The 14,808-nt window shown below is 43.0% G+C and carries 13 protein-coding genes; 11 read left to right on the top strand and 2 right to left on the bottom strand.

Features of this window, described 5'->3' with window-relative positions; genetic code table 11:
• Positions 1-77 precede the first annotated feature (77 nt).
• From FD27_RS00990 to FD27_RS00960, 7 genes are all read left to right on the top strand, one after another.
• A complete protein-coding gene (locus FD27_RS00990; RefSeq protein WP_057748174.1) occupies positions 78-548 on the top strand; it encodes a MarR family winged helix-turn-helix transcriptional regulator in 471 nt (156 codons plus the stop codon).
• Entirely contained in the window at positions 541-2,283 is a 1,743-nt protein-coding gene (locus FD27_RS00985; RefSeq protein WP_057748171.1) for an ABC transporter ATP-binding protein, read from the top strand. Before FD27_RS00990 ends, FD27_RS00985 begins: the two co-directional genes overlap by 8 nt.
• A complete protein-coding gene (locus tag FD27_RS00980; RefSeq protein WP_413230745.1) occupies positions 2,267-4,102 on the top strand; it encodes an ABC transporter ATP-binding protein in 1,836 nt (611 codons plus the stop codon). The genes FD27_RS00985 and FD27_RS00980 overlap by 17 nt, the downstream gene beginning before the upstream one ends.
• A gap of 86 nt (positions 4,103-4,188) precedes the next feature.
• On the top strand, positions 4,189-5,214 hold the full coding sequence (locus FD27_RS00975) for a serine hydrolase domain-containing protein (protein WP_057748165.1): 1,026 nt from the start codon (positions 4,189-4,191) through the stop codon (positions 5,212-5,214).
• Positions 5,215-5,420: 206 nt separating this feature from the next.
• Positions 5,421-6,650 (top strand): arginine deiminase, encoded by a 1,230-nt coding sequence (gene arcA / locus FD27_RS00970; RefSeq protein WP_057748163.1) that lies wholly within the window; start codon positions 5,421-5,423, stop codon positions 6,648-6,650.
• Between the two features lie 119 nt (positions 6,651-6,769).
• Positions 6,770-7,237: an arginine repressor gene (locus FD27_RS00965; RefSeq protein WP_057748160.1), complete on the top strand. Its 468-nt coding sequence runs from the start codon at positions 6,770-6,772 to the stop codon at positions 7,235-7,237.
• A gap of 18 nt (positions 7,238-7,255) precedes the next feature.
• Positions 7,256-8,677: a basic amino acid/polyamine antiporter gene (locus tag FD27_RS00960; RefSeq protein ID WP_057748156.1), complete on the top strand. Its 1,422-nt coding sequence runs from the start codon at positions 7,256-7,258 to the stop codon at positions 8,675-8,677.
• Between the two features lie 81 nt (positions 8,678-8,758).
• On the opposite strand, the gene FD27_RS00955 is transcribed toward FD27_RS00960, so the two are convergent.
• Together FD27_RS00955 and FD27_RS00950 are read right to left on the bottom strand one after the other, a co-directional pair.
• Positions 8,759-9,466 (bottom strand): type 1 glutamine amidotransferase, encoded by a 708-nt coding sequence (locus FD27_RS00955; RefSeq protein WP_057748153.1) that lies wholly within the window; start codon positions 9,464-9,466, stop codon positions 8,759-8,761.
• Positions 9,466-10,803 carry a Mur ligase family protein gene (locus FD27_RS00950; protein WP_057748150.1) on the bottom strand — a complete coding sequence of 446 codons (1,338 nt, stop codon included), beginning with the start codon at positions 10,801-10,803 and terminating at the stop codon, positions 9,466-9,468. The genes FD27_RS00955 and FD27_RS00950 overlap by 1 nt, the downstream gene beginning before the upstream one ends.
• 171 nt (positions 10,804-10,974) lie before the next feature.
• Here FD27_RS00950 and FD27_RS00945 point away from each other — a divergent pair, with 171 nt between their 5' ends.
• Genes FD27_RS00945 through FD27_RS00930 form a run of 4 tightly spaced genes read left to right on the top strand, consistent with a single transcriptional unit; the run spans position 10,975 to position 14,549 of the window.
• Positions 10,975-11,559 carry a thymidine kinase gene (locus tag FD27_RS00945; protein ID WP_057748147.1) on the top strand — a complete coding sequence of 195 codons (585 nt, stop codon included), beginning with the start codon at positions 10,975-10,977 and terminating at the stop codon, positions 11,557-11,559.
• A 14-nt stretch (positions 11,560-11,573) separates the two neighbouring features.
• The gene (gene prfA, locus FD27_RS00940) at positions 11,574-12,656 is read left to right on the top strand and encodes a peptide chain release factor 1 (protein WP_181578049.1); all 1,083 of its coding nucleotides are present in this window, start codon (positions 11,574-11,576) and stop codon (positions 12,654-12,656) included.
• On the top strand, positions 12,649-13,527 hold the full coding sequence (prmC, locus tag FD27_RS00935; protein WP_057748142.1) for a peptide chain release factor N(5)-glutamine methyltransferase: 879 nt from the start codon (positions 12,649-12,651) through the stop codon (positions 13,525-13,527). Before prfA ends, prmC begins: the two co-directional genes overlap by 8 nt.
• Positions 13,524-14,549, top strand: a complete 1,026-nt coding sequence (locus FD27_RS00930; protein WP_057748138.1) for an L-threonylcarbamoyladenylate synthase — start codon at positions 13,524-13,526, stop codon at positions 14,547-14,549. The genes prmC and FD27_RS00930 overlap by 4 nt, the downstream gene beginning before the upstream one ends.
• Positions 14,550-14,808 lie beyond the last annotated feature (259 nt).

Genomic DNA, 14,808 nt, shown 5'->3' with positions numbered 1-14,808 from the left:
TTTGCAATCAAAATAAATGATGATAAAATAGTTACGCACCTAATCATTATGTACCTAATTAATTTTGGAGACGAGTTATGAATATTAATCAGGATGACATTCTTTTTATTAAACTATTCCGTTTTGTGACGAATATTAATGAGATTGCCCACAAAGTCCAATCGAGTGGGTTCCGTGGTCAGGGGCGTATTATCCACTTGTTAGCGCAAGAAGGGGAACCACTGACACAAAGAGAATTAGCAGAACGAGCCCACATCAAGCCCGGTTCGTTAAGCCAGCTTCTGGAGCGGATGGACCGGCAGAAAATTATTGCTCGTCATCGCTGCTCAAACGATCGACGAGTAGTGAAAGTGTCTTTAACAGCTAAGGGACAGTCGATGTACGATCAAATTAACCAACAACGGGTCGAATTTGAACAGAATTTAACTAAAGACTTGACGGATGGGGAACGACAACATTTTTGTCAGGTGTTAGATCGGATGGAACACAGTTTACAGCATTACTATGGTGATCAGTTAGAGAAGGGGATGAACAAACACCATGATTAAAATTGCACGCAAGAACTTAGTCGGGTGGGCGACCACATTAGCAGTCTTCTTTCTTTTGATTCAAGTCGCTTGTGATCTGTACCTCCCAACCATTACCTCCGACCTGGTCGATCGCGGAATTATGCAACAGAACCTGTCATATGTCTGGCACCAGGGAGGCATGATGTTATTGGTAGCTGCTTTGGGCCTCCTGGCAGCCGCTGGTAACGTGTACTTTGCAGCTACACAATCGATGCAAGTGGGTGAAAAGCTTCGTAAGCAGATCTTTCATCATGTTTTACTTTTTTCTAGTCGTGATATGAGTGAATTTGGTGACTCTTCATTAATTACCCGGTCAACCAACGATGTTGTCCAAGTACAAAACGTGATGATGCAGGTCTTACGGATGATGCTCCAATCACCAATTATGTTAGTGGCTGCCTGTGTATTGGCCTACTACCGGGAACCACGGTTAACGGTTGTCTTCTTGATTTCATTACCAATCTTGGCAATCGTTGTGATCATTGTGATGGCGTTGGCAGTGCCGTTATTCAAGAGCATCCAGGCAAAAACGGACCGGATTAACTTGATCTTTCGTGAAGGACTAACCGGAGTTCGGGTGATTCGGGCCTTTCGTCAGGACCAACGGGAACAAGACCGTTTCCAAAAAGCCAATAATGATTACACGACGACGGGAATTAAGGCATTTACACTGGTGTCATTTTTGTTTCCAGTAATGACTTTAATCCTCAGCTTAACTAACGTGGGAATCATCATGATGGGTTCACACCTCATTGCCAATATGACCATGCAAGTAGGGAATTTGATTGCGTTCTTAACGTATGCTACCCAAATCATGATTAGTTTTATGATGCTCGGAATGATCTTCGTGTTTATTCCCCGGGCTTCTGCATCAGCAGCACGGATCAATAAAGTGCTGGACCATAAGCCAAGTGTTGCCGACCTTCCAGTCGATCAGCAAACCCATATTGCCAAAGACGCGCCGGCTTCACTAGACTTTACGAACGTTAACTTCCGCTATGCCGGTGCTGAAAAACTAGCATTGCAGAATCTGAACTTCCATGTTGGTGCCGGACAGACCTTAGCAATTATTGGTGGGACCGGTTCAGGAAAATCGACTCTTGTGAACCTTATTCCCCGCTTGTTTAATATTGAAAGTGGTGAAATTAAGGTTGATGGGGCACCAATCGACCGACTGAACCAGCACGAGTTGCACTCCCATATATCAATTACTCAGCAAAAGGCCGTTCTATTTAGTGGAACGATTCGCTCAAATCTTGAGTTTGGTAATCCTGATGCGACCGATAAAGAAATGTGGCATGCGTTAGAAGTTGCTAAAGCAGCCGATTTCGTTAAAGAAGCTGGCGGACTAGATGCCGAAGTTGAACAAAATGGGGATAACTTCTCTGGTGGCCAACGTCAGCGGTTAGCAATTGCCCGGACGATTATTCGGCACGCGTCGATTTATATTTTTGATGACTCATTCTCAGCATTGGACTTTAAGACGGATGCTGAGTTGCGGCAAGCTCTGCACAAAGATTCAATGATCAAGCAGGCGGTAAGCGTGATTGTTGCCCAACGGGTTTCCACTGTGGCGGATGCTGACCTCATTATTGTGTTAGATGATGGAAAAGTAGTTGGTCAGGGAAGTCATCAAGAGTTAATGGCGAATAATGAAACTTACCGCCAGATTGTTTACTCGCAAATTCAGAAAGGGGATGACGAGAATGCATAACGCACCACGACGGAGAAATAAGCCTCAACACTTCTGGCCGACGTCGAAACGGCTGATTGCATATCTTCGTCCCTGGGCAGCGGGCGTGGTAATTTCCATTTTGCTCGCGATTGCCTCGGTTATTCTTTCTATCCTTGCTCCAAAGATCTTAGGTGAGGCAACGACCATTATCTATAACGGGGTAATAAAGGGCGCCGCACTGATCAAAAATGGTCACCATATTACTAGTTTCCCAATTGATTTTCACCGGATCTTTATTATTGGTGTTACGGTCGTTCTATTGTATGTCTTTTCAGGACTGTTCTCCTTTATTCAACAGATTATCATGACCAGGATCTCGCAACGGGTTGTGTATAACTTGCGACAAGATTTAAAGGCCAAGATGGCCCGGGTCCCAGTGAAGTTTTACGATAACCACAGCAACGGGGATATTATGAGCCGGATGGTTAATGATATGGATAACATTGCCGGAACTCTCCAGCAAAGTTTGATCCAATTAATTACCAGTGCCATTACCTTCGTTGGGGTCCTCGTGTTAATGTTGACCATTAGCTGGCAGTTGACACTGGTAGCGATGGTTATGTTACCGCTGAGTGGATTATTAGTTGCTTTTGTTGCCCCAACTGCGCAACGGCTCTTTGGTCGTCAACAGGCAGAGCTCGGGAAAATTAATGGGCAGGTCGAAGAAAACTATGCTGGTCATACTATTGTTAAGACTTTCAATAAGGAAGCTACTGAAGAAGCAAACTTTGCCAAGGCAAACCACAATTATTATCGAGCTGCTTGGAAAGCCCAGTTTTTCTCCATCTTAATTTATCCACTAATGAACTTCATTCGGAATTTAGGATACGTTTTGGTGGCTGTCGTCGGTGCTATTCAAGTGATTCATGGACAAATTACGCTTGGTAATGTTCAGGCATTTTTGCAGTATACCAACCAATTTTCTCAGCCAATTACGCAGATTGCTAACTTGAGTAGTACCATTCAACAAACGATTGCTTCGGCGGAACGGATCTTTGCTGTTCTGGATGCGGAGGAAATGACACCATCTGATGCTGATCCAACGCAAATTCAAGAGGAGCCCTTACCAAAGGTGGAATTTAAGGATGTTAAGTTCTCCTATGGTGATGGGCCACTGATTGAAAACTTTAATTTAAAGGCGCCAGTTAACCAAACGGTCGCTATTGTTGGTCCAACCGGGGCCGGGAAAACGACCATTATTAACCTTTTGGAACGGTTTTATGATGTCAAGGATGGTCACATTTACTTGGACGGTCGTGATACACGTTCAATGACGCGGCCAGAACTGCGGAAGCACATTGCAATGGTCTTGCAGGATACCTGGCTATTCACCGGGACAATCTTTGATAATATCAAGTATGGGCGTGAAGACGCGACTGAAGAAGAGGTTTATCAGGCTGCTCGAATGGCGCATGCTGATGGCTTTATTCGTGAATTACCTGATGGGTATCAAACGGTATTAAACGAGAGTGCCTCGAACATTTCACAAGGCCAGCGGCAGCTTTTGACCATTGCCCGGGCTTTCTTGGCTAATCCAGAAATTTTGATTTTGGATGAGGCCACCAGTTCCGTTGATACCCGAACTGAATCCTTAATTCAGCGGGCGATGACGGAACTGCAAGCTAACCGGACAAGCTTTGTTGTTGCTCACCGGCTTTCGACTATTCGGAATGCTGAACAAATCATCGTTGTTAACCATGGGCACATTATCGAAACTGGTAATCATGAGTCATTAATGGCCCAACATGGTTTTTATGCTGACCTCTACAACAGTCAGTTTGTTGGTAATAACTTATAAAATAACAAGACAGCGAAGAATAATTGCGTTCTCCGCTGTCTTTGTGTATACAATATTAGCAGTTAATTCGTAAAGGAAAGGTGAATATGAATCAGTATCCCAAAACACAACAATTATTAGTTAATTTAGTTCATCAACACATTGTTCCGGGAATTTCATATTGCTTATTTGATGGAGAGCAGACCATTCGCAAAGTGATGGGAGAGGCGGCGTGGTTGCCGGAAGAAGAACCTCTCCGTTCAGGAATGCAGTATGATCTGGCATCACTGACAAAGGTTGTGGGTACGGTACCGGTAATCCAACAATTAATGCAACGGCGATTGGTCAGCCTTGATGATCCGGTCACTCGTTTTTTGCCTGAGTTTACTGATTCTCGGCCAACCGTTCGCAACCTATTAACGCATACATCAGGTCTTCATGGTTATATTCCTCATCGCAATCAATTAGGTCCTCAAGAACTAAAACGGGCTTTCATTACTACCCAGCGGGTTGACGATAGTTTTAACCGGCAGATTCGATATGCGGATGTCAACTTTTTATTGTTGGGTTGGATCATTGAACAGGTAACGGGAGAATCGGTTGCTCATGCTATCCGGGAATTAGTCACCCAACCACTGGGAATGGCAGATACTAGCTATCATCCATCAGCTGTGAATGCCGTACCAACAGAAAAGCAAGCGGTCCGTGGGGTCATTCGTGGACAATCCCATGATCCGAAGGGGTATATTCTAGGCGATGATTGTGGTTGTGCTGGCTTGTTTTCGACATTAGCTGATCTTGAAACATTCGGCCGAAGCTTGATTGAGCGACAAATGAATGGGCAACTAAGTGCTTCGCTAATTGATATGTTGTTTACTGACCAAACATTAATTCCTGGTCACCACAGTCGTTCTTTGGGCTGGAAATTATTGCATTCACCGGTGGATGGACATATTTTGATCTCTCATACTGGCTTCACTGGGACCTGGATAATTCTGGATCGGCAGCAAGATACGGGGATGGTTGTTCTTACAAATCGTGTTCATCCGAGTGCGAAGAATCAAGCATTCTTAGATGCCCGTGACCATATTTTTGCTACTTATTTGCGTGAAAATCAGCAAAAAAGATTGTGAAAAATTTGTTCAATTTTTATTCAATTAGTAACGAATAATATACCCAAAGCTGGTGAATAATGTATATTAGATTGAATAAATTGACCGTTCATTCATAACTGGTCTAAAGTACACAAACTCCCGTTAATAAAGTGTTTGACAACGTTTTCATAAATCTGTATGATGTACTTGTAATCAAATGAAAGCACACAAAGGAGTGAGTGTATATGCAAAGCCCAATTCACGTAACATCTGAAATTGGAAAGCTTAAGACAGTTATGCTGCACCGTCCAGGACACGAAATCGAAAATGTCTACCCTGACATTCTTCACCGTATGCTGGTTGATGACATCCCATACCTGCCAATTGCACAAGAAGAACATGATTTCTTTGCTAAGACATTACGGGACAACGGGGTTGAAGTCCTTTACTTTGCTAAGTTGGCTGCTGAAGCATTAGCAGATGACCAAGTAAAGAATGAATTCCTTGAAAAGATGTTGGCAGAATCCGGCCACGCTGCTGGTGCTGTTCACGACGCTTTGAAGGAATACTTACTGAGTATGGATACCCAAGCAATGGTTGATAAGATTATTGCTGGTGTTCGTAAAGATGAAATTCAGACTAAGTTCGTTTCACTTGCTGAAATGGCTGAAGATGCTGATTACCCATTCTTTATGGATCCAATGCCAAACGCCTACTTTACTCGTGACCCACAAGCTTCAATCGGTGAAGGTATCACGATTAACCACATGACTTTCAAGGCTCGTCAACGTGAATCACTATTTACTGAATACATCATTAAGCACAACCCACGTTTTGCTAACAAGGGTGTTCATGTATGGCGTGATCGTTACCACGATACTCGTATCGAAGGTGGGGACGAATTAGTACTTTCTGACCATGTCTTTGCTATTGGTATCTCTCAGCGGACTTCCGCCGATGCTATTATGGACATTGCTCGGAACCTGTTCAAGGATTCAAATTACGACACGGTTGTTGCTATTCATATTCCACACAACCATGCTATGATGCACTTGGATACTGTCTTCACAATGATCAACTACGATCAATTCACTGTTCATCCACAAATCTTAGATGGCGGTAAGATTGATACCTACATTCTCCACCCAGGTAAGGATGGCGAAATCGAAATTCAACACCGTACTGACCTTCAAAAGGTTCTGGAAGAAGTATTGGACAAGCCTGAAATTGACTTGATTCCAACTGGTAACGGTGACCCAATCGTTGCTCCACGTGAACAATGGAATGATGGTTCCAACACTTTGACAATTGCTCCAGGTGAGGTTGTAACTTACGACCGGAACTATGTATCAAATGACTTGCTGCGGAAGCACGGAATTCTCGTTCATGAGGTTCGTTCAAGCGAATTATCACGTGGTCGTGGTGGTCCACGTTGCATGTCTTGCCCAATTGTACGTGAAGATCTGACTAAATAATATTTTCTAAATAGAAGCAGCAAATTATTCGTACCAGGTGAATTTTAATTCACTTTACGTTAATCTGCTGCTTTTATTGTATAATTAGGCTGTTAAGTTGTTGATTGGGGATGAAGTGAATGAATCGAACAGCGCGGCGAAAAATGATCGAACAGTTGGTTAGTGATCATAAAATTGAAACTCAAGATGAGCTGCTGGCATTACTTAACCAACATGGCGTTGAAACCACGCAGGCGACAATTTCGCGAGATATTCACGCACTCAATATTGTGAAAGCTAATGATGGTGAGGGGCGAACCTACTATGTTCAGTTACAATTAACTCCTGAGCATGATTTTAGTCGCCTGTATGCTGGAATTCGTGACAATGTGCGGACCATCGAAACCGTTCAATTTATGAACGTGGTCAAAACAGCATTGAACTCTAGTTACGCAACGATCCTTGGGGGAATGTTCGATGAACTGGATATTCCAGAGGTTGTAGGGACTTTAGCGGGCAATGATACTCTAATCATTATTAGCAAGAGCAATGATGATGCACAGGTGATTTACAATTTAATTGTTGAGCACATGAACTCACATCTTTAATAGAAATGAGGGGTATAAATGGAAAACGAAAAGAAGGGAATTGGTAAGGGCGAATTAATTGCCCTCATCGTTAGTTCCTGTATTGGTACTGGTATTTTTGGAATTACCAGTGATGTTTCAGCCGCTGCCGCTCCAGGTCCAGCTCTGTTAGCATGGGTCTTCGTTGGTATCGGATTCTTAATGCTTGTTCTTTCATTGAACAATTTGTCTGAAAAACGACCAGACTTAACTGCCGGCATTTTCTCTTATGCTGGTGCCGGTTTTGGACCAATGGGTGAATTTATTTCTGGTTGGTCCTACTGGTTATCTGCATGGCTTGGTAACATTGCTTTTGCTACCATGTTAATGAGTTCAATCGGGACTTTCTTCCCAACCTTTAAGGGTGGTCAGAACTTACCATCAATCATCGTAGCAATTATTTTCTGCTGGTTGCTGACCATCTTAGTTAACAATGGTGTGGAATCTGCTTCCTTTGTTAACATGATTGGGACGATCTGCAAGGTCTTACCTTTGATTATCTTCATCGTTATTATGATTGTTTGCTTCAAGGCCGGTATGTTTACTGCTGACTTCTGGGGCCGGGTAGCTAACAATGCTTCTAAGGGAACCACGACTGGTTCTGTTTGGTCACAAATGCAAGGTACTTTGATGACTCTGATTTGGGTCTTTATCGGTGTTGAAGGGGCTTCTGTTATGGCTCACCGTGCTAAGTCACGTTCTGCTGCTCAAGAAGCTTCCATCTTAGCCTTCGTAATCTTGGTTGTTATCTATGTCCTGATTTCCATCCTGCCTTACGGTACACTTGACCGGGCTCAATTGGCTTCCATGGGGCAACCTGCTATTGGTCATGTTCTTAAGGCTACTGTTGGTACCTGGGGTTCTGTCTTAATCAACGTTGGTTTAATTATTTCAACCATTGTTTCTTGGTTATCATGGACGATGCTGCCAGCTGAAACCACAATGTTAGTTGCTGAGGACAAGGCAATGCCTGAAATTTGGGGTCGGGTAAACGCTAAGAACGCTCCTACGGCATCCTTAATGATTACTGCTGTTCTCCAAACGATCTTCCTGTTCTCACTGTTATTCACTGAAAAAGCATATGAATTTGCTTACTCACTTTGTTCTGCTGCTATCTTGTTCTCATACTTGTTCGTTGGTCTTTACCAAATGAAGTACAGTTCAGAAAACAAGGAATGGGGTCAATTCACAATTGGTCTGCTTTCCGCTGCATTCATGTTCGCATGCATGTTCTTAGCTGGTTGGCAAGAAGTATTGCTTGTTTCCATCAGTTTCATCCCTGGATTCATCATTTACTACCTTGCTTGTCGGGAAAACAACCACAAGATGACGACTGCTGAAAAGTGCGTAATGGTTTTGATTCTTGTTTTGAGTATCGTAGCTATTTGGTTAGTTGCTAACGGTACTATTACTATTAGCTAATTAAGTTGTAAAATCGAGTTCATCAATCAACAGCTATTCAAAAAAGGCTGAACGGAATTTCCGTTCAGCCTTTTGTAATATCTAGAAAGTTGGTTTGATTACTAAATTCTCGGCCTGTGAAAGGTCAGCTTCAAGGTATTTATGGTGAAGTGCAGTCAGTAGTAAGTGCTTGGCAATTTCACCATTGCGGGTCAGGATCGGTCCATGGAAGTATGAGCAGTATGTTTCCTTCCAAATAGCCCCTTCCGTTTGATCTTGACCATTATTACCATGACCAGATACAACTTTACCCAACGGCCGTTCCCCTTTTCCTAAAAAGGTCATTCCGTTATGGTTTTCAAAGCCGTGATAAAGTTGGCCATTACTTTCGTTTTTAATGGTGATGTTGCCGATGAAGCGATTATGGTCTTGGCTCAGTGTGTAGTGGGGTAAGATCCCCAGCCCGGGAATCTTTTCACCCTGTGCACCAATGTAGTATTTACCAAGGAGCTGGTAGCCACCACAAATGGCTAGGAGGGGCTTGCCATCATCGATAAACTTCTGGAAAGCAGCCTTCTTGTTTGGAAGATCCTTAGAAACAACCAGTTGTTCATAGTCTTGACCCCCACCGAATAATGCAATGTCATATTTATCAGGATCAAACTGTTCATTAATGCTAATGACATCAACGGCGATATCGGCATCCATTTGTTTGCCATAGTACCGTAACGCAATGATATTGCCTAGGTCGCTATAGGTGTTTAACAGGTTGCCATAGAGGTGTGCCAATCGTAAATGGTATTTTGCCATTAGTCCATCCCTCCTTTGATATAGCCGCCCTCAGCAAGTTGCTTACGTAATTGGAGCACTGCGGTATAGGTTGCCAAAATATAAACATGTTTAGTCGGCATCTGCTTAATTTTGGCAATGACCTTCGTCAGATCAGGCTCATGCCACATTTTTTGAACGCCAGCCATTGTTAGGCGAGTTGTAATATCTTTGTACCGTTCGCCACCAGTCATGTACTGGGGAATTTGATGCTGAACAAGTTTCTCAAAATTGCCATCCCAGATCCACGACGTGTCAATCCCATCAGCGTAATTAGCATTTAATAAGAAGGTGAAACTGAATGGCTGGGGGTCGGTTTCGATCATGTCCAAAACTTGGTTCAGCCCTACTGGGTTTTTGACCAGGATAAGGGTCACTTCTTTATCGCCAATGTGGATAACTTCTTGGCGACCGAAGACCCGTTCATCTGATTCAAAGGCATCTTTAATCTGCGCCTGACTTACACCCAGAAAGCGGCCGAGTGCGTAAGCTGCTAAAGCGTTATAAATGTTGTACAAGCCGCCAATACCGATCCGGTAGGTTTCACCATCCATTTCAAAGGTGGAACTAGTTGGCGTTAAGTTATCAATTTTGGTAACAGCATAGGTGAGCTTTGGTCGCTTGAAACCACAGTTTGGACAGAAGTAATCCCCTAAATTAGCGTATGTCCGCATGTGGTAACGTAAAATGTGTTGACACTTCGGACAGAGGAGACCATCAGTGTTAGCTGGTGCATCAAAGGCTTCCTTATGTTCGTGATTGAATCCGTAATAAATAATTGGGTTGGGTAGATGATGCCCATTGAATAGTTGTTCATCACCATTGGCAATAATAGTTGCTTTAGGTGCCAGTTTAACTCCATTAAGAATTTTCTGATAAGTTGTGTAAATTTCACCATAGCGATCCATCTGATCACGGAAAATGTTAGTGAAGATAAATGCAATCGGGGTGATATATTTTGTAACCTTGACCACATTTGCCTCATCAACTTCAAGAACCGCTAGGCCCTTCTTCTTTGGTCGTGGTGCTGTAATGAAGGTAGTGACGATCCCTTGTTCCATGTTGGAACCGGTGGGGTTAGTCAGTACCTGATCATATTTTTCACGTAAAACCCGCACACTTAAAGCTGTGGTTAGGGTTTTCCCATTAGTACCAGTGACAATTACCAGGTCATACTTTTTGCTGAATGCCTGGAGAATGTTAGGATCGAGTTTCAGTGTTAACTTGCCTGGTAAAGAGCTACCACCATTTCTAAAAGTATGCAGGAACCAGTAAGACGATCGTCCGGCAGCTTCTGCAAACGCACTGCGTAATGACATATTGGCAGAATCCTTTCCTAATTTAGTACCCGTTAATTTTAAGCTTTATGGTCTGAAAAGAAAAGTATTTGACCTGATTTTAGCAAGTAGTCAGTTTGGGTTACTATTTAAATGCCCCTTATTATTGGCTATAATAGTAAAGATATTGGATAAAAAAGGAGCGTATCAACGTTGGCACAGTTATTTTTTAAATATGGCGCCATGAATTCTGGAAAATCGATTGATATTTTAAAAGTCGCTCATAACTACGAAGAACAGGGGAAACCAGTAGTGTTAATGACCAGTGCCGTCGATGATCGTTCTGGGCGCGGGATTATTGCTAGTCGGATTGGATTAAAACGACGAGTACAGCCAGTAATGTCGGAAACCAATATTTATGACTATGTTCGTCAGATGCATAAAAAAATTTACTGTGTGCTGATTGATGAGGCGCAATTCTTGGAACGCCATCATGTTCTTGAGCTTATTAAAATTGTAGATGAACTTCATATTCCGGTGATGACTTTTGGCCTCAAGAATGACTTTAAGAATGAGCTCTTTGAAGGTTCTAAATATTTACTAATTTACGCCGATAAGATTGAAGAGATGAAAACTATTTGTTGGTTTTGTGCCCGTAAAGCAACGATGAACTTGCGCATCCACAATGGCAAACCAGTTTATGAGGGCGAACAAGTGCAAATTGGGGGAAATGAAATGTACTACCCCGTTTGTCGTTATCATTATTTTCATCCAAAATTAAATCATACAGAGGAGTAAGCAATACCATGGAAATGCAAGAAATTTTTGATAAACTTCAAGCAGTTGCCGACCGTTATGATGAGTTAAATGAGTTAATTTCAGATCCAGCAGTCATCGCTGACTCACAGCGGTTTACTAAACTTTCCAAAGAAGAAGGTAGCTTGCGGGAGACCGTTGAAAAGTATAACCAGTACAAAAAAGTGACTCAGACAATCAGTGATGATGAGGAACTTCTTCGTGAAACGGATGATCCTGATATGACGGCCTTGACGAAGGACGAATTATCATCGATGAAGGACCAGCAGGCCAAGCTCGAAAAAGAATTAGAGATTCTGTTAATCCCTAAGGACCCGAATGATGATAAGAACATCATCATGGAAATCCGTGGAGCCGCCGGCGGGGATGAAGCGAGTCTGTTCGCTGCTGACTTGTACAACATGTATCTGCACTATGCAGAAAAGCAAGGTTGGAAGGTGGAAGTTGTTGATAAAAACGAAACCGAAGTTGGTGGCTTTAAGGAAATTGCATTGATGATTACCGGTGATAAGGTGTACTCTAAGCTGAAGTTTGAAAATGGTGCGCACCGTGTTCAACGGGTGCCGGTTACTGAATCACAAGGACGGGTGCACACGTCGACAGCAACGGTTGGAGTGATGCCTGAAGCAGAAGACGTTGATGTAGATATTGACCCCAAGGATATCCGGGTTGATGTCTATCGGTCTAGCGGTGCTGGTGGTCAGCACGTTAACAAAACGTCTTCAGCCGTGCGGATGACCCACTTGCCAACAGGAATTGTAGTGGCTATGCAGGATGAGCGGTCACAGCAACAGAACCGTGCCAAAGCAATGCGGATTTTAAAATCACGGGTTTATGATTATTACCAGCAAAAAGAACAGAGTGCCTATGACAAGAAACGTAAGGATGCTATTGGGACGGGTGACCGCTCTGAACGGATTCGGACATATAATTATCCACAAAATCGGGTAACTGATCACCGCATTGGCTTAACCTTAAATAAACTGGACAAAATTATGGACGGCGACCTCGATGAAATCATTGAAGCGTTGATCGTGGCCGACCAAACCAAGAAACTGGAACAACTGCGCAATGAATAATCATCAGCCACCAACATTTTTTGCTGCGTTGAAGTGGGCAGAACAGCAAATGCGATCACAGCATTTGGATTACAATGCTCCGCACTTCCTACTTCAAATGAAGTATGGTTGGGATGATACCCATTTTCTGCTTCACCAACGGGAACAGATGAGTGAGCAAGCATGGAATTGGTTTCAGCAGGCAGTGGTCCGTTTGAATAATAATGAACCAGCACAGTATATTGTTGGTAAAGCACCATTTTATGGACGGACTTTCCAAGTCAATTCGCATGTTTTGATTCCTGAACCGGAAACGGCAGATTTAGTTGAGTGGGTGCTGGATCAAAAGGATGACCGACCACTCCAGGTTTTAGATCTTGGGACTGGTAGTGGAGTTATTGGAATTACATTGGCTTTAGAACGTCCCCAATGGCAGGTGACCCTATCAGATATTTCTAATACGGCATTGGACGTTGCAAAATTTAATGCACAACGATTATCAGCTCAAGTGGAACTCGTGCAAAGCGACCTTTTTGATGGTTTAGTTAATCGAAGGTTTGACCTAGTTGTGACTAATCCCCCTTACGTTGACCGGGCGGACCAGGGATTAATGGATCCAGCAGTGGTGAAATACGAACCAGCCTTGGCCTTATATGCTGATGAGCATGGCCTCGGCTTTTACCAGCGGTTATTTGAGCAAATTGCAGGTCACCTTACTCCAAAAGGTGAGTTATTTGGTGAAACGGGTTTTGACCAAGAAAAAAGGATTCAAGCTCTTTTTCACAGATTGAACCCTGGAGCAAAAATAGTGCCACGACACGATGTGGCGAATAAGATGAGGATGATTCATGGATGGGACTTTTTAAACACAGGAGGAAACCAGAAAAAATGAATACGCGGATTTTTCATTTAGATGAAATCGATCAAGCGGCGAAGGAAATCCAAGCAGGACACCTCGTTGCTTTTCCGACCGAAACAGTGTATGGATTGGGAGCCGATGCAACTAATGAGGCCGCTGTTAAAAATGTATATTTAGCCAAGGGGCGGCCAAGTGATAATCCATTGATTGTTCATGTTGCCTCTGTTGAAATGGTGGAAAAGTATGCAGCCAATATTCCTGATAATGCACGAAAGTTGATGAAAAAGTTTTGGCCAGGCTCATTGACCATTATTTTGCCAATCAAACGCCATGTTTTATCAAAGACGGTGACTGGTGGTTTATCTACGGTTGCTTTTCGCTTCCCTGATTGTCAACCAACCTTGGATTTAATTAAAAAGGCTGGTGTGCCAATTGTTGGACCATCTGCTAATACTTCAGGGAAGCCAAGTCCAACCACTGCCCAGCATGTTTACCATGACCTTCACGGTAAAATCGCTGGAATTATTGATAATGGCCCAACACGGGTTGGGGTTGAATCAACAGTTCTGGATATGTCGACTGACCAGCCAGTGATTCTACGTCCAGGTGCCGTTACTAAGGCCCAAATTGAAGATGTGATTGGATCAATTGATCTTAATCACCACCATGTTGGTAAGAATGAAATTCCTAAAGCTCCAGGGATGAAATATAAACACTACGCTCCTAATGCCCAAGTTTACATTGTGGACCAGGATACTGATTGGCAACGAGTGGTAGATTGGATTAGTAAGCAACCATTTGACGTGGGAATGATGGCTGAGGAACGGATCCTTCAACATGCCAGTTTACCGATGAACGCGATTCAGTTCTCATTAGGTAAAAATGTTCAGGATGCGAGCGCACGGTTATTTGATGGCTTGCGACAGTTTGATGACCAGCCTAATGTTAAAGCCATTGTTGCTCAGGCTTTTCCGGCAAAGGACCTTGGACGCGCATATATGAACCGGTTGAACAAATCAGCCGGTGGGGTACATTTTGGTGCGCAAAATAAATAGTAGAATGGTAAAATAAAATCGAAAATTGTTGGAAGCGGTTATTTGCACATTTGTTAGGGAAATAATCGCTTTTTTTACAGTTTCATGTGCCGCAAAAGGGAGATAAACGAATCACCAGAGTTTTGGCCGATGATGAGTCATGGAGGACAATGATGGTAAGCTAAGCAACCAGTTTCTAAACGAGCTACAGTCTTAACTAAAGCGCATCCAATTAATTAGCAAAAACAGTCTTGTTAGTACCTAGTAATATGGTAGAATG

It is taken from the genome of Limosilactobacillus frumenti DSM 13145 (assembly GCF_001436045.1).
In the GTDB taxonomy this organism is placed as follows: Bacteria; Bacillota; Bacilli; order Lactobacillales; family Lactobacillaceae; genus Limosilactobacillus; species Limosilactobacillus frumenti.
Note: the sequence above shows the minus strand (reverse complement) of the source record. Positions and strands in the feature narration are given on the sequence as shown.

Coding starts and splice junctions, on each gene's coding strand:
- FD27_RS00990 (WP_057748174.1), top strand. CDS start 78: ATGAATATTAATCAGGATGACATTCTTTTTATTAAACTATTCCGTTTT.
- FD27_RS00985 (WP_057748171.1), top strand. CDS start 541: ATGATTAAAATTGCACGCAAGAACTTAGTCGGGTGGGCGACCACATTA.
- FD27_RS00980 (WP_413230745.1), top strand. CDS start 2,267: ATGACGAGAATGCATAACGCACCACGACGGAGAAATAAGCCTCAACAC.
- FD27_RS00975 (WP_057748165.1), top strand. CDS start 4,189: ATGAATCAGTATCCCAAAACACAACAATTATTAGTTAATTTAGTTCAT.
- arcA (WP_057748163.1), top strand. CDS start 5,421: ATGCAAAGCCCAATTCACGTAACATCTGAAATTGGAAAGCTTAAGACA.
- FD27_RS00965 (WP_057748160.1), top strand. CDS start 6,770: ATGAATCGAACAGCGCGGCGAAAAATGATCGAACAGTTGGTTAGTGAT.
- FD27_RS00960 (WP_057748156.1), top strand. CDS start 7,256: ATGGAAAACGAAAAGAAGGGAATTGGTAAGGGCGAATTAATTGCCCTC.
- FD27_RS00955 (WP_057748153.1), bottom strand. CDS start 9,466: ATGGCAAAATACCATTTACGATTGGCACACCTCTATGGCAACCTGTTA.
- FD27_RS00950 (WP_057748150.1), bottom strand. CDS start 10,803: ATGTCATTACGCAGTGCGTTTGCAGAAGCTGCCGGACGATCGTCTTAC.
- prfA (WP_181578049.1), top strand. CDS start 11,574: ATGCAAGAAATTTTTGATAAACTTCAAGCAGTTGCCGACCGTTATGAT.
- prmC (WP_057748142.1), top strand. CDS start 12,649: ATGAATAATCATCAGCCACCAACATTTTTTGCTGCGTTGAAGTGGGCA.
- FD27_RS00930 (WP_057748138.1), top strand. CDS start 13,524: ATGAATACGCGGATTTTTCATTTAGATGAAATCGATCAAGCGGCGAAG.